Annotated in this window: 24 protein-coding genes and 1 riboswitch; of the genes, 12 read left to right on the top strand and 12 right to left on the bottom strand. The window is 45.5% G+C overall.

Annotated features, from left to right (window positions below; all coding sequences use genetic code 11):
* Positions 1 to 905 precede the first annotated feature (905 nt).
* Positions 906 to 1,214: a metal-sulfur cluster assembly factor gene (locus ACQCV8_RS13695; protein WP_426845233.1), complete on the bottom strand. Its 309-nt coding sequence runs from the start codon at positions 1,212 to 1,214 to the stop codon at positions 906 to 908.
* A 57-nt stretch (positions 1,215 to 1,271) separates the two neighbouring features.
* Positions 1,272 to 2,057 (bottom strand): prolyl oligopeptidase family serine peptidase, encoded by a 786-nt coding sequence (locus tag ACQCV8_RS13690; protein ID WP_426845231.1) that lies wholly within the window; start codon positions 2,055 to 2,057, stop codon positions 1,272 to 1,274.
* 170 nt (positions 2,058 to 2,227) lie between these two features.
* Here ACQCV8_RS13690 and ACQCV8_RS13685 point away from each other — a divergent pair, with 170 nt between their 5' ends.
* The 3 genes from ACQCV8_RS13685 (at position 2,228) to ACQCV8_RS13675 (ending at position 3,475) form a co-directional block, all read left to right on the top strand.
* Complete coding sequence (locus ACQCV8_RS13685) at positions 2,228 to 3,040, top strand: Cof-type HAD-IIB family hydrolase (RefSeq protein ID WP_426845324.1); 813 nt, start codon at positions 2,228 to 2,230, stop codon at positions 3,038 to 3,040.
* A gap of 101 nt (positions 3,041 to 3,141) precedes the next feature.
* A complete protein-coding gene (locus ACQCV8_RS13680; protein ID WP_426845229.1) occupies positions 3,142 to 3,303 on the top strand; it encodes a hypothetical protein in 162 nt (53 codons plus the stop codon).
* A 1-nt stretch (position 3,304) separates the two neighbouring features.
* Positions 3,305 to 3,475 (top strand): DUF3813 domain-containing protein, encoded by a 171-nt coding sequence (locus tag ACQCV8_RS13675; RefSeq protein ID WP_426845227.1) that lies wholly within the window; start codon positions 3,305 to 3,307, stop codon positions 3,473 to 3,475.
* Positions 3,476 to 3,509: 34 nt separating this feature from the next.
* On the opposite strand, the gene ACQCV8_RS13670 is transcribed toward ACQCV8_RS13675, so the two are convergent.
* Together ACQCV8_RS13670 and ACQCV8_RS13665 are read right to left on the bottom strand one after the other, a co-directional pair.
* Positions 3,510 to 3,875 (bottom strand): BsuPI-related putative proteinase inhibitor, encoded by a 366-nt coding sequence (locus ACQCV8_RS13670; protein ID WP_426845225.1) that lies wholly within the window; start codon positions 3,873 to 3,875, stop codon positions 3,510 to 3,512.
* 19 nt (positions 3,876 to 3,894) lie between these two features.
* Entirely contained in the window at positions 3,895 to 4,719 is an 825-nt protein-coding gene (locus tag ACQCV8_RS13665) for a YitT family protein (RefSeq protein WP_426845322.1), read from the bottom strand.
* A gap of 279 nt (positions 4,720 to 4,998) precedes the next feature.
* On the opposite strand from ACQCV8_RS13665, the gene ACQCV8_RS13660 reads away from it, so the two are divergent.
* Positions 4,999 to 5,856: a DegV family protein gene (locus tag ACQCV8_RS13660; protein WP_426845223.1), complete on the top strand. Its 858-nt coding sequence runs from the start codon at positions 4,999 to 5,001 to the stop codon at positions 5,854 to 5,856.
* A gap of 62 nt (positions 5,857 to 5,918) precedes the next feature.
* Positions 5,919 to 6,050 (top strand): DUF3941 domain-containing protein, encoded by a 132-nt coding sequence (locus tag ACQCV8_RS13655; RefSeq protein ID WP_426845221.1) that lies wholly within the window; start codon positions 5,919 to 5,921, stop codon positions 6,048 to 6,050.
* A gap of 35 nt (positions 6,051 to 6,085) precedes the next feature.
* On the opposite strand, the gene ACQCV8_RS13650 is transcribed toward ACQCV8_RS13655, so the two are convergent.
* From ACQCV8_RS13650 to ACQCV8_RS13635, 4 genes are all read right to left on the bottom strand, one after another.
* Positions 6,086 to 7,099 (bottom strand): hypothetical protein, encoded by a 1,014-nt coding sequence (locus tag ACQCV8_RS13650; RefSeq protein ID WP_426845219.1) that lies wholly within the window; start codon positions 7,097 to 7,099, stop codon positions 6,086 to 6,088.
* A 122-nt stretch (positions 7,100 to 7,221) separates the two neighbouring features.
* Positions 7,222 to 8,874: a methyl-accepting chemotaxis protein gene (locus ACQCV8_RS13645; RefSeq protein ID WP_426845217.1), complete on the bottom strand. Its 1,653-nt coding sequence runs from the start codon at positions 8,872 to 8,874 to the stop codon at positions 7,222 to 7,224.
* Complete coding sequence (locus ACQCV8_RS13640; protein WP_426845215.1) at positions 8,871 to 9,839, bottom strand: BMP family lipoprotein; 969 nt, start codon at positions 9,837 to 9,839, stop codon at positions 8,871 to 8,873. The genes ACQCV8_RS13645 and ACQCV8_RS13640 overlap by 4 nt, the downstream gene beginning before the upstream one ends.
* A gap of 175 nt (positions 9,840 to 10,014) precedes the next feature.
* The gene (locus ACQCV8_RS13635; RefSeq protein WP_426845213.1) at positions 10,015 to 10,869 is read right to left on the bottom strand and encodes a CvfB family protein; all 855 of its coding nucleotides are present in this window, start codon (positions 10,867 to 10,869) and stop codon (positions 10,015 to 10,017) included.
* A 297-nt stretch (positions 10,870 to 11,166) separates the two neighbouring features.
* Between ACQCV8_RS13635 and ACQCV8_RS13630 the strand changes: the two genes are divergently transcribed.
* The 7 genes from ACQCV8_RS13630 to ACQCV8_RS13600 all read left to right on the top strand — a co-directional run bounded on the left by ACQCV8_RS13630 (position 11,167) and on the right by ACQCV8_RS13600 (position 21,149).
* On the top strand, positions 11,167 to 11,658 hold the full coding sequence (locus tag ACQCV8_RS13630; RefSeq protein ID WP_426845211.1) for a YajQ family cyclic di-GMP-binding protein: 492 nt from the start codon (positions 11,167 to 11,169) through the stop codon (positions 11,656 to 11,658).
* Between the two features lie 250 nt (positions 11,659 to 11,908).
* Positions 11,909 to 12,021: riboswitch (SAM riboswitch) on the top strand.
* Positions 12,022 to 12,147: 126 nt separating this feature from the next.
* Positions 12,148 to 14,004 (top strand): bifunctional homocysteine S-methyltransferase/methylenetetrahydrofolate reductase, encoded by a 1,857-nt coding sequence (locus ACQCV8_RS13625; protein WP_426845209.1) that lies wholly within the window; start codon positions 12,148 to 12,150, stop codon positions 14,002 to 14,004.
* Complete coding sequence (gene metH / locus ACQCV8_RS13620; RefSeq protein WP_426845207.1) at positions 13,988 to 17,398, top strand: methionine synthase; 3,411 nt, start codon at positions 13,988 to 13,990, stop codon at positions 17,396 to 17,398. The genes ACQCV8_RS13625 and metH overlap by 17 nt, the downstream gene beginning before the upstream one ends.
* Before the next feature lie 101 nt (positions 17,399 to 17,499).
* Positions 17,500 to 18,369: an SDR family oxidoreductase gene (locus tag ACQCV8_RS13615; protein WP_426845205.1), complete on the top strand. Its 870-nt coding sequence runs from the start codon at positions 17,500 to 17,502 to the stop codon at positions 18,367 to 18,369.
* A 917-nt stretch (positions 18,370 to 19,286) separates the two neighbouring features.
* Positions 19,287 to 19,664, top strand: a complete 378-nt coding sequence (locus tag ACQCV8_RS13610) for a GntR family transcriptional regulator (protein WP_426845203.1) — start codon at positions 19,287 to 19,289, stop codon at positions 19,662 to 19,664.
* Positions 19,664 to 20,530, top strand: a complete 867-nt coding sequence (locus tag ACQCV8_RS13605; RefSeq protein ID WP_426845201.1) for an ABC transporter ATP-binding protein — start codon at positions 19,664 to 19,666, stop codon at positions 20,528 to 20,530. The genes ACQCV8_RS13610 and ACQCV8_RS13605 overlap by 1 nt, the downstream gene beginning before the upstream one ends.
* A complete protein-coding gene (locus ACQCV8_RS13600; protein WP_426845199.1) occupies positions 20,523 to 21,149 on the top strand; it encodes an ABC-2 transporter permease in 627 nt (208 codons plus the stop codon). The genes ACQCV8_RS13605 and ACQCV8_RS13600 overlap by 8 nt, the downstream gene beginning before the upstream one ends.
* 37 nt (positions 21,150 to 21,186) lie before the next feature.
* On the opposite strand, the gene ACQCV8_RS13595 is transcribed toward ACQCV8_RS13600, so the two are convergent.
* From ACQCV8_RS13595 to ACQCV8_RS13580, 4 genes are all read right to left on the bottom strand, one after another.
* Positions 21,187 to 22,227, bottom strand: coding sequence for a LacI family DNA-binding transcriptional regulator (locus ACQCV8_RS13595; RefSeq protein ID WP_426845197.1), 1,041 nt, complete (start codon positions 22,225 to 22,227; stop codon positions 21,187 to 21,189).
* A gap of 122 nt (positions 22,228 to 22,349) precedes the next feature.
* A complete protein-coding gene (locus tag ACQCV8_RS13590; protein WP_426845195.1) occupies positions 22,350 to 23,879 on the bottom strand; it encodes an alpha-amylase family glycosyl hydrolase in 1,530 nt (509 codons plus the stop codon).
* A gap of 135 nt (positions 23,880 to 24,014) precedes the next feature.
* Positions 24,015 to 24,857 (bottom strand): sugar ABC transporter permease, encoded by an 843-nt coding sequence (locus tag ACQCV8_RS13585; RefSeq protein WP_426845193.1) that lies wholly within the window; start codon positions 24,855 to 24,857, stop codon positions 24,015 to 24,017.
* Positions 24,857 to 26,173, bottom strand: coding sequence for an ABC transporter permease subunit (locus ACQCV8_RS13580; protein ID WP_426845191.1), 1,317 nt, complete (start codon positions 26,171 to 26,173; stop codon positions 24,857 to 24,859). The genes ACQCV8_RS13585 and ACQCV8_RS13580 overlap by 1 nt, the downstream gene beginning before the upstream one ends.
* Positions 26,174 to 26,267 lie beyond the last annotated feature (94 nt).

Raw genomic sequence — 26,267 nt, 5'->3', positions numbered from 1 at the left:
GTCTGACATTCTTGTCTGACATTGGCGGAATGACCCGCGTTGTCTGACATTCTTGTCTGACATTGGACGGGGCAAGCGTGTTGTCTGACATTCTTGTCTGACATTGGCGGGGGAATGCGTGTTGTCTGACATTCTTGTCTGACATTGGGCGGGAGAATGCGCGTTGTCTGACATTCTTGTCTGACATCTACGGGATAATGCACGTTGTCTGACATTCTTGTCTGACACTGGCCGGGGAATGCGTGTTGTCTGACATTCTTGTCTGACATTGGACGGGATTAAGCGCGTTGTCTGACATTCTTGTCTGACATTGGACGGGGCAAGCGTGTTGTCTGACATTCTTGTCTGACATTGGCGGGGGAATGCGTGTTGTCTGACATTCTTGTCTGACATTGGGCGGGAGAATGCGCGTTGTCTGACATTGACGGGATAAAGCACGTTGTCTGACATTCTTGTCTGACACTGGCAGCTTGGGGAGCGTTGTCTGACATTCTTGTCTGACATTGGCGGAATGACCCGCGTTGTCTGACATTGGGCGGGGCAAGCGCGTTGTCTGACATTCTTGTCTGACATCTACGGGATAAAGCGCGTTGTCTGACATTCTTGTCTGACATCTACGGGATAAAGCACGTTGTCTGACATTCTTGTCTGACACTGGCCGGGGTTAAGCGTGTTGTCTGGCATTCTTGTCTGACATCTACGGGATAAAGCGCGTTGTCTGACATTCTTGTCTGACAAACTGCACGGTTAGGCGCATTATCTGCCATCAACATTCCGCCTTAAAGACCTCCACTCTTCTCGTAAGGCATTCACGGTTTCCCTGACATCCTCCTTCTCCCACATACATTTCTTCTCCTGTGAATCAAAAAAACCACCCCCTGCCAGCAGGCAAGAGGTGGTAGGTATCATGTAATTCCAAGTGCGATTTTAGCGTAACGGGACATGCGGTCTTTGGACCATGGCGGATTCCATACGATGTTGACTTCCGTATCTTTCACCTCTGGAATGTCAGCCAATGCAATTTTCACCTGATCGACGATTGTTCCGGCGAGGGGGCATCCCATAGAGGTGAGGGTCATTGTAACCTCTGTATTGCCTTCTTCATCCATATCCACGTCATAAACGAGGCCCAGGTTAACGATGTCGACGCCAAGTTCAGGATCGACAACTTGCTCGAGTGCGCCCATTAGATTTTCTTTTAGTGCTTCTTCCATTTTGCTTCACTCCTTCAAAGTGCTTATTTATGAATTATAACGGACTTTAAGCTGTTTTTAAACTTGACTGCTCAAATCCAGGTGCTGATTAAACCAATTTACGAGACCGAGGAGGCCTTCTCTGGATACTTTATGGTCGGCATTTGGGTCCCGGATAAATTTAATTTTTTCGGGTTCAGCTTCGTATGCAGTTTTCAGTTCTTCGTAGAATGCCCAGGTCGGTTTAAAAGGAACGACTTGATCTTTTTCTCCGTGCCAGAAGAGAAGGGGACGGCCATGAAGGGCTTCTTTATGTAAACTCAGATCATATTGTTCAAGCGATTGCATTTTCGTTTCAAGGTCTTCATCAGAGATGGGGAGGACTTTGCCCGCTTCCCGCAAGTATTCCACTTGCTTTCTCAGAAAATGAACGTAATAAGGGCTTCCCATCAGACTGACGCCGGCAGAGATCCAGTCGTATTGAGTGAGTGCGCCTAGGGTTACAATCCCGCCCATGGACGTGCCTGCAAGTCCAATCCGGTTTTCGTCGACCAGGCCCTGCTGGACAAAATCTTCTTTTATGGGCTTCAGTTCGTGAATGGTATTCATTACGATGTCCCAAAAACGAACGTTCAATTCCATCGGTTCAAGGGGCTCTGCCCGCTCCCCGTGGTAGAGTGCTTCAGGCAGAACAACTCTTGCTCCCTTCTCTGCAAGAAGGTAGGCGTAATGCAAATTGTGTTCTTTCGCACTTGTGAATCCATGTACGAAAATAACGAATGGGGTTGGTTCATGCTTTAATTCATCTTTTACTACGTGCAGGACGGGTATTCCTCCTGCGGTCGTTTTCTCTACTAAGATCACGCAGCTTCCTCCTTGTTATGCAAACACTTTATCCAGCTATAGTGTACCATGCTTTTAAATGGTTTGAAAAAATGGGGCAGCTAAATCGATTGGCTGCTGATCCGTTACAATCGGCATATTTTTGATATAATAAATATAGGATTGAGAAAATGATGACTAAGGGAGACTTTATGGAAAATAAACCTTATTTGATTGCATTGGACTTAGATGGAACCTTGCTGAGAGATGATAAGACCATTTCCGGCTACTCGAAGGAAATCATTGGAAAAGCGAGAGCGGCTGGACATATTGTTTGCATTGCAACCGGCCGACCATACCGGTCCAGCTCACTGTATTACAGGGAACTCGGACTGGATACGCCGATTGTGAATTTTAACGGTGCGTTTGTCCATCACCCGAAGGATGATGGATGGGGAATGTTCCACACTACGCTTGAACTGGATGTCGTGCAGGAGATCATTCAGACGGCCGACCAACATGGTGTACATAATATGCTGGCAGAAGTGAAGGACCGCGTGTATTTTCATAAGCATGATGAGCGTCTGCTGGACGTATTCAGCATGGGTGATCCGGAGATGACGATTGGCGATTTGAATGAAACATTGGGAGAGGACGTCACAAGCATTTTGATCCATGCTGAGGAAGGCAATGTTGATCGAATCCGTTCGTACCTGTCCGATGTGCATGCTGAAGTCGTTGAGCACCGCAGATGGGCTGCTCCGTGGCATGTTATTGAGATTATCAAGGCAGGGATTAATAAAGCTGTCGGGTTAAAAAAATTAACGGATTATTACGGAATACCCGCTGAGCGCGTCATTGCGTTCGGGGATGAGGATAATGATCTGGAAATGCTTGAATTTGCCGGACATGGAGTTGCCATGGGAAATGCGATTGATGCCCTTAAAGAAACGGCTAATAAAGAAACGGTCTCGAATATGGAAGATGGAATTGCCGTTTACCTAAAAAAAGAATTGGATTTATAAGTGCATTTTCCCATCTATAAAAAATGCGCCGCAGGCCATTATAAAAGGGATTCCCTTCTTTTTAGGGAGTCCCTTTTTCACTCTAACTTGAGGAGCTGGTAATGATGGGCAGCGGAAAATCAAAGCGTTTTATTCATCAGGGAAAAAATGCGGTTGCTCAGCATGACGAACGCATTCCTTATCATTTAACGATGGCCGAGGCCGAGGAACAAGTTTCGCGCAAGCAGGAAAAAGCGGACGGCGCCTCACTCGGAGGATTTTAAGATGGGGAATAAACTTTTTCAAAAAGCGCGTGAGAACGTATCTGAAGCTTCTCCTCACGATCAGGACTCGATGGAGCGGGCAAAAAACGCTTTGTCCTCCGCTTACGCAAATTCGACGGATGCTGAGAAACAGCAGCTTCGTGATCTTCAGCAAAAGCTTGATAGCCGTTAAAAAAAGAAACCGCCTGAAATATGGCGGTTCCTTTTTACAAATGGATGGCGGCTTCTCTATTCCCATGGATTTTCTCTTCATCCATACTCTGCCCAAGAAATACTGTTTTGACTGTAAATGTTCCGCGAAAAGCGTCGCTATATTCCCATGTCTCCTGATATTCTTTTGCTTGTCCGGGTTCAATTGTAAGCTCTTGGATCACTTGGGTGAACATTTTTCCTTTAGAGGAGCTGTATACGGTTTTCCCTTCGCTGTCTGAAACAGTAAAATCATATTTCCTGCCTGTGGAAAAAGTGAACGTTTTGCTTTGATCCGATGGATTCTCAAGGATTAGTTTAAGGATGGCATGATCCGTCTTGCACTCAGCTTTTGTATGCAGAACAATTTGACCTTTTCTCATCTGCCCTCTCTCCTCCTGTTCAATCTTTCCTAAACGATCCTACGATGCCGCTGGTTTCCACAATGTTTGTAAAGGCGGTTGGATCTACTTCCTGAATCGTTTTCTCCAGGTCATAAAGCTCATAGCGGGTAATGACCATCATGAGCATTTCTTTTGATTCATTGGTAAAACCGCCCTTTGCCGGGACGGCTGTAATTCCCCGCACAAGCTTCCCGTGAATGGCTTTTTTCAATTCTTCAGCTCTTTTCGTTACAATCATAGCCGTCAGCTTTTCATACCTCGTATGAATGGCGTCAATGACACGGGTGGATGCATAAAGCGCCACCAGCGTATAGAGCGCTTTCTCCCAGCCAAAAAGAATGCCTGCTGAAAAAATGATGACAGCGTTGAGCATAAAAAAGTATGTTCCGACCGGTTTGTCTTTTTTTCTGGAAAGGATCATCGCTACAATATCAAGTCCTCCGGTAGAGGCACCGTACTTCAGCGTCAAACCTACCCCGACCGCGGCAATAACTCCTCCAAATACAGCGTTAAGCAGGATATCTCCAGAAATCTGCACCAATGGGATAAATCCCAGAAATACAGTAGTTGCTGCAACACTGATGATGCTGTAAATGGTAAAAGACCTTCCAACCTGCCTCCATCCCATAACAAAAACAGGTATGTTCAGCAAAAGCAGCAGGACACCCGTTGAGATGCTAAACGGAGTGTAGCGGGTCAAGACATTGGAAATCAGCTGCGCGACCCCTGTAAATCCGCTTGCATATACTTTTGCGGGTATCAAAAAAAGGTTTAGCGCGATGGCATTAAGGAGTGCCCCGAAAACGACGACGATGATTTTCATAGATTCTTCTCTAACCAATATTGGATCCCTCCCGAGACGTTGTTCATAGTGATGGTTTACCCCAAATCACTGCATTCAAATACAATGTTTGTTATTGTTTCCCCTTTCGGATAAAATGTGATATGAATTCATTCTGTTTATCGTTTCTTTTTGACCCTTTAGCGGCAGACCTTCGTATATGGAAGATCCCCCAATTTCATGATCCTGCTAAAAAAGCTTTAATACGGGATAAAAGTGAAGTAAAATAGTAAATAATTGAAAAAAACCGAGGTGTACATAATGAATGTTCAAATAATAGCGGACAGCGCAAGCGATCTGCCATTGGACTTTTTCGAAGATAAAAGCGTCGTTTTGCTTCCGCTGGGAGTACACTTGGACGGCGAAGATTATGAGGATTTGCTGACCATTCGTTCCAAAGACGTATTCGATGCAATGAAAGACGGCAAAATGGCGAAGACCTCTCAATGCAACCCGTTAACCATTAAAGAGGTTTTCACCGGTCTGGCCCAAAAAGGCGAAACCGCTTTTTATCCTGCTTTTTCGTCCGAGCTTTCCGGGACCTACCAGACAGCTGTTATGGTGGCCAATGAAGTGAAGGAAGAGTATCCGGATTTTACTCTCTCGATCCTTGATACAAAGTGCGCTTCACTTGGATACGGGCTTGCGGTCAGACGCGCTGTCGAGCTTTCTGAAAAAGGATTAGGGCTGGAAGAAATCGAATCCTCCATCACAGACTTCGCTTCGCATATCGAGCATCTATTCACAGTCGACAACCTTGAATACCTTGCAAGAGGGGGACGGGTCAGTAAAGCGTCAGCCTTTGTCGGGGGCCTTTTGAACATTAAACCCCTTCTGCATGTTGAGGGTGGAAAATTGATTCCTCTGGAAAAGATCAGAGGCAGAAAGAAGGTTTTCCGCCGCATGATCGAACTGATGAAAGAACGCGGACAGGGACTGGAGAATCAGGTGATGGCCATCAGTCATGGAGATGACCTCGAAACCGCTCAGGAACTGAAAGACATGATCATGGAGGAATTTTCTCCAAAAGAAGTGATGATCAGTATGATTGGTTCTGCCGTTGGTTCACATTCAGGTCCCGGAACCATTGCTCTGTTTTTCCTGAATAAAGACTTGTGACATATTCTTAATGCACGGCGGTTATCCTAACATCATCTCCACCTGAAAGGAGCGGAAAAAGGGTGCCGCATACAAGCGATAACGACAAGAAAGCTAAAGATAACAATGCCCGCCATCATGAGAAAAATATGATGGCCGATAAAAACCGCAAGGCCGGAAAAAAACAATTCTCGAAAAAAACAGATCACCTGTAAAAAGACAGCGGACGACAATCCGCTGTCTTTTTGCATTATTCTCTGGAAGCCATTAAATAATCAGGAGGAACAGATTGATTTCCATTACTTGTCTGACGGTCATAATAAACCATTTGCAGCTTGTATATTTGTCTTCGTATAGAGTTCCACTCTTCCTGCGAAAGCCCGGTTTCCTTGATTTTTTCGGCTAAGCTTTCAATTTCATCTTTGCTGACCCTTTGATTGGTTAACAAATCATTTTTGTATTCAAGAATTTGATCCTCCACTTCATGGGAAGGGTCATCCCACGAAAAATACAAGTACTCCTCGTTTAATTCTTCAGCAAGGATGGACCGGATTTTTGCGGCTGTTTTTCTTTTTGAAGTAATGGCGATATCCGTTGCGTGAAGGATAATTTGAAAAGAGTCTCCCTCATTCTCGCCTTTCAGCACTCTCATATCCTTCGACATATGCACGTGAAATATTTTACTCTGAACCCATGTGAGGAAGTTAAACTGATATTGCATGATTTTCGGCGGATCCTCCTCCCGCAGCGAGCATTCAGGCAAAATGTCTTTTATTTGCTCATACACATGGTCAAACTGTCCCTTTTTTATCATGATTTTGATTGTATCAAGGTGATATAAATAGAAAAAATAAGGAGCTTTTACAATCGGAATGGTGATGACGAGAGAAACAACGAGCATTCCCATCATTCCTGTAATCGGATATCCCATAATAATTTGTTTCGCAAACGGACGTTTTTCCGGAGAGTAGTTTTCCACCCTGGTAGTCATCCATCCGTTAATTAAAGGAATAGCAATTAATAAGATGACAGCCAGCAGCCGGACGATATTCTCGTCATCCGGAGCAAAGGGAATGAGGCTATGGGCTGCTTTTGGAAAAATAAACGTAATTAAAACGAGCAGCCAATAAAAGGATAATACTCCAATCAGGCTGATTTTTGAATCATCTTTTGACGGAACCCGTCCCAGAAAGGAAGCAGTAGCAAAGCTGAATAGCTTGCTCAATAGTTTTGATGATGCCCCCAGGATAAACTGAATCAGCATGGACAAGTCCACTCCTAACATGTTATATACGAATACCTATTCCCTAACTGTATGAAGCATAAGCTGGAAAATAGTTCAAAATGCAAATAACCCGGGACGGTCAACCGTCCCGGGGAAATAGACTATTTAATCTTGAATTGGGCAAGAGTTAGATTTAAATCATCTGTGAGGACCCTTAGTTCTGTTACCTTCGCCGTCATTTTCTCAAAGGCTGTGAGCTGTTCTGTAGTGGAAGCAGATATTTCCTCACTGCCTGCGGCCGTTTGTTCAACCACAGCGCTGATGCTCTCTACATTATGAAGGACTTTGCCCCCGAGATCTTTAGAGTGGTTCAGTCCAGAGCTTAGCGAATCCAGTTCATCAGCAATTTTAGCCATTGCTTTTTCAATATCCATAAAGGTCTGGCTCGTTTCTCCCATCGATTTCTCCTGCCGGAAGGCAAGGTTCATCCCATTGTCCACCGCTTCTGAAACCTCACCAATTCCTTTTTTAATCATTTTGGCCATATCAAAAATGTGATGGGTTGAGGCCGCCGATTGCTCAGCAAGCTTTCTCACTTCCTCTGCTACGACCGCAAAGCCCTTCCCGGCTTCACCTGCCCGGGCCGCTTCAATTGCTGCGTTTAGTGCGAGAAGGTTTGTCTGGTCAGCTATTCCAGAAACAACTTTTGCCATGTCTTCAATTTTAGCCGTATACCCGGCAAAATCCTTTGTGGCCTGCTGGATCTTGCTGCTTGCATCAAGATTGCTTTTGATTAACAATTTCTGACTCTGGATGGCCTCTTTTCCGCCATGAACCGCTTCCTGAGCAAGCTCCCCATGGACAAGCACCTGTTTGCTTCTTTCCACATTTTTCTGGAAGCTTCGATCCATATCGTCAATTAAGTTGACTGCATCCTGCAAATCCCCTGAAATCGATTGGGAGCCGGCGGAAAGTTCATCCGTGGAAACGGCTACCTGGTTGCTGATTTCGGTTAAGGAGCGGGTTTCCGATTCCAGCTGCCTCGCAAATCCCTCCACATCTTTGCTTACACTGTCGATTGAAAACAAGAGCGCTTTTAACTGGTTGGTCATTTGGCCGAACGCCTCGTTGAGCACCCCGATCTCATCTTTGCCTTTATAAGAAACGGCTTCTACCAAGAGATTTCCTTCAGTGATTTGCTTTGCATTCTCAGAAAGCTTTTTCAGCGGCTTGGTGATGCGGGATGTTATCCGTATTGCCATAACGGCTGAGACAGCTAACAGCAGAATGCTCCCCACTGCAGCCGACAGGATTACGAACGCAATCTGGCTTTTCAATTCTTCCTGGAGCCGGTCATAATATGCCATGGATTCTTCATTCAGCATGTATACGTCGTTTTGAATTCCTTCTATACGGATGGATTGCCGCTTTGCCTCTGCCGGGTTTCTTGATTCCAGGGCGGCTGCAGCTTCCGGCTTCCAAATCTCATATTTCTGTTTTACTTTCAAAAATAGAGGAGCTTCCCGAACCTCGCCCATCCTTTTTTCGATGCTTGCTATGCGTTCTTCTGCATTTTTCATTCCCTGCAGCGATTCGTCCCGCTGCGCATCTGTTAAAGAAAATGAGAAGTTGCTGATGCTTTGCTTCAACGTGTTCATGTCTGCATCAAGCTGCTGGACGTCCATCATAATCGGCACATAGTCCTGATTGGAGGACTGGATGGACAGCATGCTGACAATAATAAAGAGGATCAGGGCAGCGGCTAATGCCATCATCCCGAGTATATTGATGAGGAGGCGCTTTCTGATCGTCATTTTGCCGCACCTCCAAATTCTGCCTTCATGCTATCAAGCTTGCTCCGTTCCTCTTCTGACAGCTCTAAAATCCTCACCGGAGAAAGATCAACACCCTTTTCTGCGATTCCAAATTCGATATGCCCCTCCGGGAGCTTGCCTGACTTTTTGTAATCCTTCACCATTTCATATATGGCTACATCTATATTTTTCATCATGGAAGTAATGACCGCTTTTTCAGCATAGAAATATTGATCGCTATCGACCCCGATGCCGTAAACTCCCTGCTTTTGAGCTTCCTTCAGGACACCTACTCCCGTAAAACCTGCTGCTGCGTATAAGATATCAGCATCCTCTTCTATTAAATCAGAGGCCAGCTCCCCGCCGAGCTTGTCGTCACCAAAGTTCTCTGCAAAAACGGATTTAAGCTGGACGTCAGGGTTAACCGCTAATGCTCCCTTTTGGAAGCCATCCAAAAATTTGCGGATCAGCGGAACATCCGCTCCGCCAATAAATCCAAGCACCTCTGTTTCGGTTTTCATCGCTGCCAGTGCTCCCGCCAGATAACTGCCCTCCTCTTCTTTAAACGTAAGAGAAGTAATGTTCTTCAGTTCTGATACAGCATCAATCAAAATAAATCGCTGCTCAGGATATTTTTTGGCCGTTTTTTCAAGATCCTCCTGAATCATAAATCCAAGTCCAACGACTACATCATTTCCAGACTTCACTAAATCTTCCAAGCCCTTTTCATAGGTCTTAGAGTCTTTTAGCTCCCTGTAATCAAACTGGATGCCTAGTTCATCCCTTGATTTTTGAAGTCCTCTGAATGCTGAATCACTGAAAGATTGATCCCCAAGACCGACATCTGAGAGCATAATCCCTATCTTTATCTTTTTCTCGGCCTTGCTCTGAACAGTTTGCTGCATGCACCCGGCTAAAAGCATGAGGCATAAGCCCGCTGCAGCAGCAGCTATGTATTTTCTCAAAGTTGTTACTCCCCTTTTATCTATTTATGATTACACTTTTCTATCGTCATTTTTACGGGGAAATAAAGCGGACATAGTTTAAAATCACAAAAAAATCTTTCAGCCGGCAGCCGCTCGCTTCTTCAGTTGCGGGCAATGAGAACCACCCATAAAAAAAAGCAAAAGCCATATTGGCTTATTGCTCTTTTACAAAGTACGTCCAGCCATTCTCCTGGTAGACTCTATTTTCTCTCATTAAATGTCCGATGGCTCTTTTAAAGGCGGCTTTGCTCATTCCAAACCGTTCTTTTATGTCTTCCGGGTCAGACTTATCCCAATATGGCATAGCACCATTTCTCAATCCCATGTAGTCCAGGATCTTCTCTGCATCAGGACTGATCGCTTCCTGTTTTCTGGGCAAAAGGGATACGTTGACAGAGCCATCTTCTTTAACGTCGATTACTCTTCCCTCTATCAGCTCACCAAGTCGCGGTTCTCTCGTCATTTGGCTGGAGTGAATAAATCCTTTGTACCCCTCAACAGAAATAAAGAAGCACCCGGCAGCAATATGCCTGTAAACGTGACCGGAAATGCTCTTATTAAATGCTTCACGGCTTGCTGTCACGAACTTTTCAGCAAAAATCTCCTCCGTCGCATATTTAGCGAAAAACCGGCCATTCTCTGTCACTCTCATCGTACAGTATAATTTGTCTCCCTTTTCAGGCCAAATGGGTCTGAATTCAGGCAGAATATCATTTGCTATGAGCGCATCTTTTGATAAGCCGATATTGACGAATACCCCCATATGATCCACCGCGTCTACCGCTTCCACCCAGTCGTATTCGCCTTCTTTAAGAATAGGCTTTTTCATCGTTGCAGCAAGCCGGTCTTCAAAATCCAGGAAAAGAAACACATCTATGTACTCTTTATCTTCAATTGGCTCCGTAATCTCGCTGTCGTGCAGGAGAACCCTCGTTTCTCCATCTGTCAGGAAATAGCCAAAATCCAGACGTTCGTCAATCTCTAAACGTTCATATGTGCCTGCTCTCACAAGTCACCTGTCCTTTCCGTACCTTGTACATGTTGTATGGCATGTCTAATTCTACTATAATCAATTCATAAAGTGAAACTTCCATCAGCGGAGATTTTCTCCCCGAATGGGAAACGCTCCCCCTCTTCCAAGCTTTTGGCCGGGTTCATCCTTCTTGCCTGAATCAGCAGGCTGGCGCAGGACAGGTTCTACCCTCCCAAAAAAGATTCATGCTGAAGAGGGATTCAGCTTGACAGAGCCTGTTATAAAGGCAGATGGCCTTTTAGATGGGATTAAGAAAACATGGGAGGAATCGGCATGTCAAAGGAAAATTCATTCGATATTGTATCCAAAGTCGAAATGCCTGAGGTTCAAAATGCTATAGCGGTTGCACTTAAAGAAATTCAAAACCGCTACGATTTTAAAGGAAGCAAAAGTGACATCAAGCTTGAAAAAGAAGATCTTGTCCTGATTTCAGATGATGACTACAAACTGGAACAGCTTAAGGACGTCCTCATCAGCAAATTAATCCGCCGTGAGGTTCCTGTAAAAAATATTCAGTACGGCAAAGTCGAGGGAGCATCCGGGGGTACTGTGCGCCAGCGCGGCAAGCTGGTTCAGGGAATCGATAAAGACAACGCTAAACGCATCAATAACATCATCAAAAATTCCGGATTAAAAGTAAAATCCCAGGTGCAGGATGACCAGGTCCGTGTCACAGGAAAGAACCGCGATGACCTCCAGCAAGTGATTGCTGCCATCCGGCAAGCGGAGCTCCCAATTGATGTACAGTTTATTAATTACAGATAATCAAAGGACGGGACCGCTGTAACGCGGTCTTTTTGTTATCCAAATGCAGCACAGATTAGAAGAAGCAGACAAGACATCCCCCGCAATGAACCATTCTTTTATTTTTCGAGTGCCTAAAGGGGGCTGACGGAGTCTGTCTCATCCGTTTTCTCCTTTCACTTCTTTTTGCAGGAAAAATGTTAGGCTAACCCCTTGAATGTTTTCGAAAAATTAGGTAAATTGGGAGTAATCGATTTTTAAATGAATATCGTTCTTATCAAGAGAAGCCGAGGGACTGGCCCGATGACGCTTCAGCAACCGGTCATGCAAGATTGCGTGCCAAGGTGCTAAATCCAGCTGAGCTGCCTGCTTGGAAGATAAGAAGAAGTCCGAATGTCAAAGCCTTCTTCTGCAGAAGGCTTTTTATTTTTCATTCTGCTGGATTCAAATGGTTATTTCCGCTAAAGACAGCTAACGCAACTTATTTTTCAAGAGGAGGGGGATTCCCGCATGGGATTTCTAGATGATTTGCAAAATCAGATTTTAGTAGCAGATGGTGCGATGGGAACCCTTTTGTACTCCCATGGGATCGACCGGTGCTTTGAAGAACTGAATAGATCAAGTCCCGATCAGATCCGGGGAATCCATGAAGCCTATATAAAAGCCGGGGCACGCGTCATCCAGACGAACACATACGGAGGAAATCATATCAAGCTATCCCGATATGGTCTGGAGGATGATATCCGGAAAATCAATTCACAGGCGGTCAAACTGGCGAGACAGGCTGCCGGCAGTCAGGCTTATGTGCTCGCAACGATGGGCGGGGTCCGCGCCTTCAAGAAAAGCTCACACACTCTGGAGGAGCTGAAGCGCAGCTTCCGCGAGCAGCTTTACGTTCTCCTGAATGAAGACATAGACGGGCTTTTGCTTGAGACGTTTTATGATTTGGAGGAGCTGAAGGCGGTTCTTGAGATTGCAAGAAAAGAAACCAATAAACCGGTTACCGCGAATGTTTCACTTCATGAAACGGGAGTTCTGCAGGATGGAACTTCGCTTGCAGACGGCTTAAAGCAGCTTGAAGAGCTTGGTGCGGATGTGGTCGGACTTAATTGCCGGCTCGGCCCTTACCATATGCTTGAATCTCTTGAGGAGGTTCCCCTTCCAAAGCATGCGTTTCTTTCGGTATATCCGAACGGCAGTCTTCCTTCTGTAGAGGAAGGACGCCTTATTTATGAATCGGACGAAAACTATTTTGGTGACAGTGCCCTTGCGTTCCGAAGCCAGGGTGCCCGCCTGATCGGCGGCTGCTGCGGGACAACGCCCAAGCATGTGAAAGCCATGGCGGATGCCTTGAGAGGTCTCGATCCGATCAGCGAAAAATCAGTGAAGGCCCGGAAAACAATCATCGTGCAGGAGAGTCCAGAGCCGGAATACCCTCCGCTCCACAAAATCGTGCAGGAGCGCCGGTCCGTCATTGTTGAGCTCGACCCTCCGAAAACACTTGGACTTGAGAAATTTTTTACCGGGGCTGAACAACTGAAGAAATCTGGAATAGACAGCATCACCCTGGCGGACAATTCCCTTGCTTCTCCGAGAATAAGCAACACAGCTGTCGGCACCCAGCTGAAGGAAAAGCACCATATGCGCCCTCTTATTCACATAACCTGCCGGGACCGGAATTTAATCGGACTGCAATCCCATTTGATGGGCCTGCACACTCTCGGACTTACAGATGTTCTTGCGATTACCGGAGACCCATCTAAGATCGGAGATTTTCCCGGAGCAACCTCCGTTTACGATCTGTCATCCTTTGACTTGATTTCACTGATTAAACAATTTAATGAAGGATTATCTTACTCCGGAAAGCCTTTAGGAGGAAAAACGAATTTTACTGTGGCTGGCGCGTTTAATCCCAATGTCCGCCATTTGAACAAGGCAGCTGAACGGCTTGAGAAAAAAATAGCGTGCGGGGCCGACTATTTCATATCCCAGCCAATCTATTCGGTCAAACAGATGGAGGAAGTTCATGACGCCGTAAGGCATCTTTCCGCACCGCTGTATATCGGCATAATGCCGCTGACGAGCAGCAGAAATGCGGAATTTATTCATCATGAAATACCCGGCATCAAGCTTTCAGACTCCATCCGTGAAAAAATGGCCGCTGCTGGAAACGATGCGGTCCAGGCTAAAAAGGAAGGCATTGCGATTGCAAAGGAATTGATCGACGCCGCCTTTGATCTTTTTAACGGCATCTACTTGATTACACCGTTTTTAAAGTTTGAATATTCGGCAGAGCTCGCCGAATACATTCATGAAAAAGAGAAGCTGCGTTCAGAAAGGGAGTTTTCAAATGTCCAGCATACGTGAACAAATCACTAAAAGAATCCTTGTATTAGACGGAGCCATGGGGACGATGATTCAGAACGCAAACCTGACAGCCGATGATTTCGGAGGCGAGGCCCTTGAAGGCTGCAATGAATATTTGTCCCTGACAAAACCTGACCTTATCTCCCACATCCACGAAGCCTATCTAGAGGCCGGAGCCGATATCATTGAAACGAATACATTCGGCGCCACCAGTCTCGTGCTTGATGAGTATGAGCTCGGCCACCTTGCTTATGAAATCAATTTCAAAGGAGCTTTGCTTGCCAAAAAAGCCGCCGATAAATTTACTGCTGAAGACCACCCGCGTTATGTTGCCGGTTCAATGGGGCCGACGACAAAAACGCTATCCGTTACAGGCGGAACGACCTTTCAGCACTTGGTTTCCACCTATGAAGAACAGGCCCGTGGATTGATTGAAGGCGGATCCGATCTTCTTTTACTGGAGACGAGCCAGGATATGCTGAATGTCAAAGCAGGCTTTCTAGGCATAAAAGAGGCCTTCGCAAAAACCGGAAAGGAACTTCCATTAATGGTCTCCGGGACGATTGAGCCGATGGGTACGACTCTTGCAGGGCAGACCATTGATTCGTTTTATATATCACTGGAGCATATGAACCCCCTTTCAGTCGGATTGAATTGTGCTACAGGCCCTGAATTTATGACCGACCATATCCGGACGCTTTCAGAAATGGCGGGAACGGCCGTGAGCTGCTATCCGAATGCAGGACTGCCGGATGAAGAAGGAAATTACCATGAATCTCCGTCCACACTGGCAGCAAAAATCAGAGGGTTTGCAGAAAAAGGCTGGCTCAACATTGTCGGGGGCTGCTGCGGCACGACCCCCGCTCACATCAAAGCCCTTGCTGAAGCTATGCAGGATTTGTCTCCAAGAAAAATCAGCACCCCTCTTAGCCAGCATGCCGTTTCCGGAATTGAGCCACTCGTATACGATGATTCCATGCGGCCCCTTTTTGTCGGAGAGAGAACAAATGTAATTGGCTCACGAAAATTCAAACGGCTTATTGCTGAACAAAAATTTGAAGAAGCCGCCGAAATCGCCAGACTTCAAGTGAAAAACGGAGCCCACGTTATTGACATTTGCCTCGCTGATCCTGACCGGGAAGAAAACGAAGACATGGAGCAGTTTATTCAGGAAGTGTCCAAGAAGATCAAGGTTCCGCTCGTCATTGACTCGACGGACCATCTCGTGATTGAAACAGCATTGAAATATTCACAGGGAAAAGCCATTATTAATTCCATCAACTTAGAGGATGGCGAAGAGCGCTTTGAAGCGGTCCTGCCGCTCGTCAAAAAATACGGAGCCGCCCTGGTTGTCGGGACGATAGACGAAACAGGAATGGCTGTAACCGCGGAGCGTAAACTTGAAATCGCCAAGCGCTCCTGCGATCTTCTTGTAAACAAGCATGGACTGAAACCCTCTGATATTATTTTCGATCCGCTTGTCTTTCCTGTCGGCACGGGAGATGAGCAATATATAGGATCTGCAGCGGAAACCGTTAAAGGATTGGAGCTTATCAAAAAAGAATTGCCGGAATGCCTGACCATTCTTGGAGTCAGCAATGTATCTTTCGGGCTGCCGCCGGTCGGAAGAGAAATATTAAACGCTGTCTATTTATACCACTGTACAAAGGCAGGTTTGGATTACGCGATCGTCAATACAGAAAAACTTGAACGATTTGCGAGCATCCCGGCAGAAGAGGTCAAAATGGCGGAAGAACTGCTCTTCCACACGACCGATCAAAACCTTGCCGCATTCACCAATTTTTACAGAGAGAAGAAAAAAACCGTTAAAAAACCTGCTGAAACGCTGTCACTTGAAGAGCGTCTTGCCTCATACGTGGTGGAAGGGACAAAGGAAGGCCTCCTTCCTGATCTGGAAAAGGCTCTCGCCCAATACCCGGACCCCCTTGAAATTATTAACGGACCGCTTATGGAAGGGATGGCAGAGGTAGGCGTTCTGTTCAATGCCAATCAGCTGATTGTTGCGGAGGTTCTGCAAAGCGCAGAGGTCATGAAAACGGCCGTTTCGTTTCTCGAACCGCACATGGAAATAAAGGATGACAGCGGAAAAGGCAAAATCCTGCTGGCAACTGTAAAAGGGGATGTCCATGATATCGGAAAAAACCTCGTAGAAATCATTCTAAGCAACAATGGTTTCCGAGTCGTGGATCTCGGCATTAAAGTCACTCCCCAGGAAATTATCGAAGCAGTCCGTAAAGAAAAACCCGATGTCATCGGACTTTCCGGGCTCCTTGTTAAATCCGCCCAGCAAATGGTGCTTACCGCACAGGATTTGAAGCAGGCTGAAATCGAAACCCCAATCATGGTTGGAGGGGCTGCCCTGTCCCGTAAATTTACAGATTACAAAATCTCACCGGAATATATGGGAACCGTCCTTTACGCAAAGGATGCCATGGACGGACTGTCACTTGCCAACAGGCTTAGACAGGACCCAAGTCAGTTTGTCAAAAAAGCGATTCCGGAAGTCGTTCCAGCTGTAAAAGAGCCCTCCTCTGCAGTCATAACGCTTCTTGAAAAACGCAAGACGATCCGTGCTGCACCTCTGTTTAAACCGGCAGACTGTGACCGCCATGTCGTAAAGTCCATCAGCCTTGAGCACATCCTTCCTTACATCAATATGCAAATGCTTCTCGGGCACCATCTGGGAGTAAAGGGAAAGATCAAGGAACTGTATGCGAAGAAAGATGAAAAAACGCTCGCTTTAAAACAGCTGATTGAAGAGCTTTTAGTGCAGGGCAAGGAAGAGAACTGGTTTGAGCCGGCCTTTGTTTATCAATTTTTCCGGGCGCAAAGCGAAGGCAATAAGCTGCATATTTTCGATCAGGATCAGAACAACCCGATTGAAACGTTTGATTTCCCCCGGCAGGTGAAGCTTCCGAACCGATGCATTTCGGATTATGTACGGGAAGAAAGCGAAGGCGAAGATTATGTCTCTTTCTTCGCCGTTACGGCGGGACGGAATGTAAGGGAAGCAGCGAAGCAGTTTAAGGAACAGGGAGACTATTTAAAAAGTCATGCTGTGCAAGCATTGGCTCTGGAAATGGCGGAAGGGCTCGCAGAACGGACCCACCAGCTGATCCGCGACCGCTGGGGATTTCCTGATTCGCCTGATTTCACGATGGATCAGCGTTTTTCGGCCAAATATCAGGGTCAGCGATTCTCCTTTGGCTATCCAGCCTGCCCCGACCTCGATGATCAGGCGAAGCTGTTCAGACTAATCCGTCCTGAAACGATTGGAATCGAGCTAACAGACGGGTTCATGATGGAGCCTGAAGCATCTGTCTCAGCCATCGTCGTCTCCCACCCTGAAGCAAGATATTTTAATGTCATGTAAGAGGAACCGGCTCTATGCCGGTTCTTTCTTATGTTTTATTTTCCAATCTTGGGGAATCATCAAGTATGTGTAAATACTGAAATAGGTCAGGAGTGGAAAAAATGAGCGGACAAAACGAACAAAAACAAACGATGCCGGCTCAGGAACAACATGTACAGCCGGGACAGGAAACCCAAATGCATCCACAGCCAAAATTTGCGGGAGAATTTTATAAAGGAAGCGGCAAACTGGATGGCAAAACCGCTATCATCACAGGCGGGGACAGCGGGATTGGACGTGCAGTAGCTGTATTCTTTGCCAGGGAAGGCGCTGACGTTACCGTTGCCTATCTGAACGAGCACAATGATGCACAGGAGACAAAGAGGCTGGTAGAGCACGAAGGCCGCAGCTGTCTTCTAATCGATGGAGACATTGGGGATGAAGGATTCTGCAAACAAGTCATCCGTGAAACCATCGTTAAATTCGGAAAACTGGACATCCTTGTCAACAATGCTGCCGAACAGCATCCGCAGGAAAATTTCGAAGATATCACAGCGGAGCAGCTTGAAAAGACCTTCAGAACCAATATCTTTTCAATGTTTCACCTGACAAAAGCCGCCCTTCCTCATCTAAAAGAAGGCAGCTCCATTATTAATACGACATCCATCACTGCTTATGCAGGAAGCCCGGGTCTGATCGATTATTCGGCTACAAAAGGAGCCATCACCTCCTTCACCCGTTCTCTTTCAGGATCCCTTGTCAAAAAAGGAATCCGCGTGAATGGAGTAGCACCCGGACCAATCTGGACCCCGCTGATCCCATCTACCTTCCCGGAAGAGAAAGTAGCTGAATTCGGAGCCGATACTCCAATGGGCCGGCCGGGGCAGCCGGAAGAACTTGCTGCAAGCTATGTCTATCTTGCAAGCCAGGATTCCAGCTATGTAACCGGACAGGTTCTGCATGTAAATGGCGGACGCGTAGTTAACGGATAAATAGAATGAATTGGAGCCTTCTGCTTTTACCAGCAGAAGGCTTTTTTTATGTAATGTTGACCAGGCACCGCAGAGTGCCTGACCCTCACTCTGATAAAGCACTAAAGCTCCGGCACCCTTTCTCCTAATCCTTGTGCCGCAACGGTTTGAGAGAGCATGCCTCTGACCCGCTCTGCGTTAAAGCAGCACGGGACTGGCACCGTGCCTGTCCCCACTTTCGCTAACAGGCTAAAGCTCAGGCACCTTCTCACCCAAGCCTTGGTGTACAAGGCTTGAAGATGTCAAGTCTCTGTCCCCCGTTCCTTTACAGCAGAAAAGCTCCGGCACCGGCGCCATATACCGGCTTGACCTGGCCGACACGTAAGTTTTACCGGGCAATTGCTCTTTGGAAGCAGTGCCTCCGACCCTCACTCTGCTAAAGCGCTAAACCTCTGTCCCCATTTCATTGGAGCCTTGCCGCAAGAGGGAAAATACGGTCTCTGCTCCGTCCCCCATTTTGCAGAAAAAAGGGGACGGAGGCAGCCTCCGTCCCCCATTATGTCTACTGATTTTGCTCCGTCCCCCACCCTTCCAACCCATTGGGGGAGTAAGGAGCACAGCAATCTGCCTCCTCCCCCTGTCGCTTTACCGTGACGGGGGCCGGAGGAACTGGCGATGCACCGTTTCAAAAATAGGCATACACCTCTGGTGGACCGGAGGAACTGCTTCGAAAACCGGTTCAAATGAAGTTCCTATTTTACTGATAACCCTGTTTATTTCCACATAATAAGTTTCCGATCATATGGGATCTCATTTAGACTTTTGCATTGGTTTCAGCTCTATCGCTTAAGTTTCCATCCAAGATTTTTCCTTTTTCTAGTTGACCTCAGTGTGCATAGTGTATATATTATATATATACACTTGTGAAGGAGTTTTCCATGAAAGTACTGATCTCAAACAATTCCAAAACTCCAATTTACCAGCAGGTAATCGACCAGATGAAGCAGCTCATTTTGAGAGGCGAAATGAAGGAAGGAACCGCACTTCCTTCCATCAGACTGCTCGCGAAGGATCTGCAAATCAGCGTGATTACTTCAAAGCGTGCCTACGAGGAACTCGAGAAAGAAGGATTGATTTATTCCGTCGTTGGAAAGGGGTCTTTTGTGGCGGCTCAGACGGACACTTCTTTAAGGGAAAAAAGAATTAAAGCGATTGAAGAAAAGATGCGTGAAGTTGTGAAGGACGGGATGAACGAAAATTTGTCGGCAGACGACATGCAAGAGATGCTGCTGACTGTATACAGGGGGATGAAATAATGGAAAATGCAGTAGAATTCAGCCATGTATCAAAAGCATTTAAAGGATTTGCATTGAAGGATTTAAACTTCACAATTAAAAAAGGATATGTGACCGGCTTTATCGGGGCTAACGGTGCTGGAAAAAGCTCAACCATTAAGCTGATGATGAACCTCCTGCAAAAAGATTCCGGAGAAATTACTATGTTCGGGATGGAGCATGAAAAGAATGAGACGGCTATCAAAGAACGAATTGGCTTCGTTTATGATGACAATGTGTTTCATGAAGAATTGACGATTCAAGAGCTGAAAAAATTTATTGCACCCGCATATGGAAAGTGGGATGAAGAATCTTTTGTTAAATACGCAGATTTGTTTGAGCTACCCCAGAGAAAGAGGATTGGAAGGATGTCCAAGGGGATGAAGATGAAAACGTCTCTTATGTTTGCGTTATCCCATCATGCGGAGCTGATCATCATGGATGAACCGACATCGGGATTAGATCCTGTATTCCGAAGAGAGCTGCTTGATATTTTGTATGACATTATGGTGGATCAGGAGAGGACTATATTCTTCTCTACTCATATTACGACGGATCTTGACCGGATTGCAGATTTCCTCACCTTCATTCATAACGGCGAGATTGTTTTTAATGAAGAAATTCATTCCATTCTCTCAACCTATGGGGTTGTGAAAGGAGACCCGGATTCTCTCACTGAGGAAGTGAAAAGGGAACTTACCGGGTTAAAACGGACTAACTTTGGGTTTGAAGCATTGACGAAAAGCTCAGCGAAGGTGGCGGATCTGCTTGGCAAAGACGTCTTGATTGAAAAGCCAAGTCTTGAGGATATTATGTATTATACGAAAAGAGGCGAAGCACATGTATAACCTGATTTTAAAGGATGTCAAACTGCAAAAATGGCTGCATTTGTTTTACATAGCGATTGCCGTTTTCTATCTTTTAATGGAGAGCAGTCTTGCCGTTGTGATTGGAATAATTGGGATAAACTATGCGATCAACTGTCATTGGGGCGATCATAAAAAGAATGGGAACATGTTCTTGTTGAGCCTTCCTTATTCCAGAACCCAAATTATTCTATCTAAGTTTACAGGGACATTTTTGTTTACACTGATTACAGCTTTCGCCGCTGCAGGATTTCAAAGCATCTATTCATGGATAATGTCAGGAAATTTATATTTTGCTTCACCGGCAGAGATTCTAACAGGGATTCTGCTGGTCATGATCGGGGCTTCCTTTTATTTTCCGTTTTTTTATAAATTCGATAATAAATATTTGCTAGCAGCCTTCAGTTTTATTCTGGTTTTACTGATTTTCACAGGCTATAAGCTTATGGATTATGCAGGTGAGCAGGTGAGGGAGTTCTTTCAAACCATTGTAAAACTCTCTCAAACAGAGCAATTGCTGTATCTAGGGATCGCTGCAATTGGAATAACGGTACTTTCGTTTTTGCTCACTGTGCAAATTTATAAAAAGAGAGATTTTTAACAAAAAAATCCCGCTTTCTGCAGCGGGATTTTGTCTATTACGCTTCTTTGTATGTTATTTCTTCCTTAGCTCTGCAGGACTGGCGTTTGATAACTTTATGGGGAATGATGACTCGTTTTGCCGGTTCCATTGGGTATTCAATCATCTGAATAATGCTTCTTGCGGATTCGCATCCGAGCTGGAAGATATTAATGTCCACGGTCGTTAGAGGCGGCTGAGCAAGCTCCGCCATCATGATGTTGTTAAATGATACGACGGAAACATCCTCTGGTACCCGAATTCCCATTTTGAACAGCATTTTCAGAACACCGACCGCCATCAGATCATCCGCAACGACTAAAGCAGTTGGCGGTTCCTTTAAACCGAACAATTCGATTACCGCCTCTTGCCCGCCTTCTTTAAGGAATTCTTCATGGACAATGTATTCGTCTTGGTACGGCAACCCTGCATTTCGAACTGCTTTTTCGTATCCCAGCAGACGGTCGATGGTGACAACTAAATTCAAATCGCCGCCGACAAAAGCAATTTGCTTATGGCCAAGTTCAATTAAATGCTCGGTTACTTCTTTTGAAGCCCGGTAATTATCGTTATCTACATGAGTAATTTCATTGATGTTTTTGAATGGTTTCCCTACAATTACGAATGGAAACTGTTTTTTGCGAAGGAAGTGTGTCAATTTGTCATCAACACTTGAATAGAGCAGGACGACTCCATCTACCCGCTTGCCTTCCACCATGTGAACAACACCTTCATAAATTTCTTCATCGGTTTCCCCTGTAGACATATACAGTGCGTATTGTTTTTGATGGGCCGCTTTACTGATCCCCCGGATAACTTCCGGAAAAAAAGGGTTCTGAAACGCTTTATCCGCTGAGCTCGGCAGCACAATTCCAATAGCTTCTGTCGATTGATTTGCCAGACTTCTCGCAATGAAATTCGGATGATACCCTAAATTCTTCATGGCCTCCCGAACCCGTTCCTTCGTACGGTCACTAATGCGGGGGTTATTTGCGATGACCCTCGACACCGTAGAAGGTGCCACATTAGCCAATTTAGCCACGTCTTTAATTGTCGTCATACTCCCACTTCCTCTCCCACCACAATCCAATGTCTGTTAAAGTAACTGCTTACATTTTTCTGTTCCGGTCTATTGTTTATTTCCTTTTATATCATATTCGATCGTTATTAACAAAATCGTTATCAAATCCGCTTCCTTCTTTTTCCTGCAGAAAACAAAAAGCCTAAAAACAGGGCCGGTACGGATACGGTGGCTCCTATCAGCCCCCAATGAGGACCTGAAACCTCTTCCAGCTTATAGATTTCTGCCGTCTCACGATCCAGAACCAGCTCATATGAGTTGTTTTCTTCTTTTACCAGTCCGCCATTCAAGTACCCCCGTAATTCTCTTCCCGTTTGAAGATCGCCCGATGGAATCGTAGCCCCTGCCGTTTGATCCGTATTGTTAATGGCAACGACTACGGTTTCATCCTTATAGGTTCTTTTAAAAACCGTCATCCCGTTTTGATCGTACAGCTTCTCCATCTTTCCTTTTACCAGTGCTGTCTCATGGTCTCTTATGCGATTCAGCTTTGTTACGTAAGTGATTAGTTCTTTATCCGCCCGAAACTCCATCATTCTCCTGTTATCTGGATCTTCTGCTCCGTCAAGGGCAATTTCACTGCCATAATAAACAATAGGGATGCCCGGTGCAGTGAGCAGATAGGTGAGGCCGAGCTTCCACCTGATCCCAGGCGCCTCCTGATTCAGAAGGGCTTTTCTTGTAAACCGGATATTGTCATGATTATCTAAAAACGTCCCGAGCAAATAGGGCGACTCATAATAATGCTCGTTGCGATTCCAAACATCCATAAGCGGTCCGGCTGATTTCCCTGACTTGGAAAAGATTTCGGAGGCTTCTTCATAAAAAGGATAATCGACAAATGAGTCAATTCCCGTACTCTCATATTCTGCCAGGTATGCCGGGTCTTCTGACCAGACTTCCCCAATCAGGAAAAAATCCTTTTTCACTGATTTTACTTCTTTAGCGAACTCAGACCAGAAATCCTTTGGGACGTGCCGGACCGTATCCAGACGGTACCCGTCGATATCGGTCTCATTAATCCACCACTTTGCCGTATCGAGAAGGTATTTCCTCGCTTCGGGATGGTCCTGGTTTAGATCAGGCAGACCATAAAGCCAATTGTTTTCTAATTCATCCTGGTTCTCCCAATTGGTGATGTCTTTCTTTTCATGAAACCAGTCTTTTTTTTCAGGATCATTCAGCCACTCGTGCTGATATCCTGTATGATTGACAACAAAATCAAGGAGGACCTTGATATCCCGTTTGTGTGCTTCTTTAACGAGGTTTTTGAATTCCTCCAGCGTTCCGAAATGCTCTTCTGTTTTCCGGAAGTCAGAAATCCAATAGCCGTGGTAGCCCTGTCCCTCGTTTGCAAAGACAGGTGTCAGCCAAATAGCTGTGAACCCCATGTCCTTAATGTAATCGAGCTTTTTCGTTATTCCCTTAAAATCTCCTCCGTGATAAGCAGAGGGATTTGCCCGGTCTGCATCCAGATCATTTTTCGGATCTCCATTTGCAAACCGGTCCACCATCAAAAAATAAATCCGCTCATCCTGCCAGCCCGAACTTTCCTCTTCTGCTGCAGCTGCCGGAATGTACGGAACGAACAGAAACAGCAGGATGCTTAATAGTAAACCGTGATTTTTCATACGATCTGCTTTCCCCTTTGTTTTTTCTCAACGTCTTTCAGCAGGAGCCCGGCCATTTGCCTCCTCTTCCTCAAAAAAAGGCCCGGGAAAACAATGGGCAATGTGCACCCTTTTCTCCGGACCCTTTCTCGGTGTTTATCCTTTTGTTCCTCCAGCTGTCAGTCCGGATACGAAATATTTTTGCAGCGACAGGAAGAGAATGGCGATAGGGACTGCGATTAGCACTGATCCTGCAGCAAATTTTGTGAACTCCGCTCCAAACTGCTTCGCAACCATATCATAAAGTCCAACAGCAAGTGTGAAGTTTTTTTCGGAACGTAGAAGGACACTTGCGATAATAAAGTCTGTCAGCGGTGCAATGAAGGAGAATAGTCCGACAACCGCAATAATCGGCTTTGCAAGCGGCATAACAATTTGGAAGAAAATTCTCAGATGCCCTGCCCCGTCCATTCTGGCTGATTCGTCGAGTTCTTTCGGTATGGTGTCCAGATACCCTTTCATCAAGTACGTATTCATCGGGATCTGCCCTCCTACGTAAACAAGAATCAAGCCTAGGTGCGAATCAAGAAGTCCTGTTACAAGAGCCAGGACATAAATCGCGCTTAATGCTGCAAAGTTTGGAATCATTTGAAGCACAAGGAACGTCATTAGTCCGTTTTTCCGGCCGATAAACCTGTAGCGGGAAAACGAATAGGCTGTCAGGGAAACCATAATCAAAGTTAAAAGCATGGTAAGAACACTAATTTTCAAAGAATTCCAATACCAGTATAAGTATGTGCTCTGTGTCATATCAAACAAAAACTGATAATGCTTCAATGAAGGCTCCTTCGGAATAATGGTCGATCCGGATAAACTGTTTCCAGGGTTGAAGGATGAACCGACTACCCACGCAACAGGATACAGGATAACTGCGAACATAAACAAGATCACGAGGTAGGATAGCGTTAGTCTCACTATTTTCTGTTTTTTTGTGCTCATTACATCATATCCTCCTCTTGGAATGATTTTGTTCTTCTAAATTGCCAGATCGCCACGATAATAACGATTGTGGACAGCATCAGCGTGATGGCTGCCGCTTTCGAATACTGTGCAGAGGTCATCGTAAGCCTGTAAATCCAGGAAATCAAGATATCTGTGGACCCTGCATTCTGATCCGCTACTGCAGGACCTCCGCCGTTGAACAGGTAAATGACGTTAAAATTATTAAAGTTAAACGTGTATTGTGTAATGATAATTGGCGCTGTTGAGAACAGAACAAGCGGAAGCGTAATGCCTTTGAACTTCTGCCACGTGTTTGCCCCGTCTACAGTAGCCGCTTCATAAAGCTCTTCAGGAATAGACTGCAGAACACCTGTCGTCATTGCGAAAATGAACGGGAATCCCAGCCAGCATTGAATAAAAATCAGGGCGAGCCGCGCGTACATCGGCTCTGTCATCCAAGGAATGGGATCGATTCCAAACAATGCTAGGATGTCAATGTTGATTGCACCAAAGGACTCGTTGAACAGTCCGGCAAAAATCAGAATGGAGACAAAAGATGGAACCGCCCAAGGCAGAATTAAGACTGTCCGGATGATGGCTTTTCCTTTCAGATCCTTCTGGTTAACTAGAATGGCCAGGAAAATTCCGAGCGCTACCTGCAAGGTCGTAGCACCAAATGTCCAGACAATGGTCCAGGCAAATACTGAAAAGAATGTCTGGCGCCAAATATCAATCTTAAATATGTCGACAAAGTTCTGGAACCCTACCCAATCTACTAATTTAGCAGGAGGAGAGTGATACAGATCATAATTTGTAAAGGAAAGAAGGACGATAAAGATAATCGGCAAAATAACGACGAATGCAAGCAGCATGAATCCGGGAGTCATAATCAGGTATGGGAAACCGTTATCTACAAGATTTCTGTATTGTTCTTTTAAACTGCTGAGAGGGATATTAAGATCTCTTTTTTCCCCATTTTTGTATGCATCGCGGATATTGATAATATAAAACCCTATTAAAAAGATTAAGATAAACAAAGAAATAATTCCGTAAACCATTAAGAAGAGAGAATGATCCCGGGGAGTTTCCGTTCCGAGTGTCATTAGTCCCCATAACCCTATATCAAGCATATCCCAAGTTACAAACAGGAAGGAGGCTGCAATGATAAAGAATACAGCGGCTTTCAAATATTGTTTGTTGTAAGCTTGACCTAATCCTGGAATGATGGAAAGGGCTGCGGCCTTTTTCCTGTGGCTGGACTGATGAACGAGCTCAGGCTGTTCTTTGTTTGGTTTGTAAGCTAAATCTGCCATGTCGGTATTCCCCTTTCTTTCTAAGCAGAACACAGATGTCTGCATATGGAGGTCATTGAGCATTATGTGGAAGAGCCAGGCTCTTAGGAAACAG

Origin of the sequence: Metabacillus sp. 84 (assembly GCF_050107715.1) — a bacterium.
Lineage (GTDB): Bacteria > Bacillota > Bacilli > Bacillales > Bacillaceae > Metabacillus_B.
Note: the sequence above shows the minus strand (reverse complement) of the source record. Positions and strands in the feature narration are given on the sequence as shown.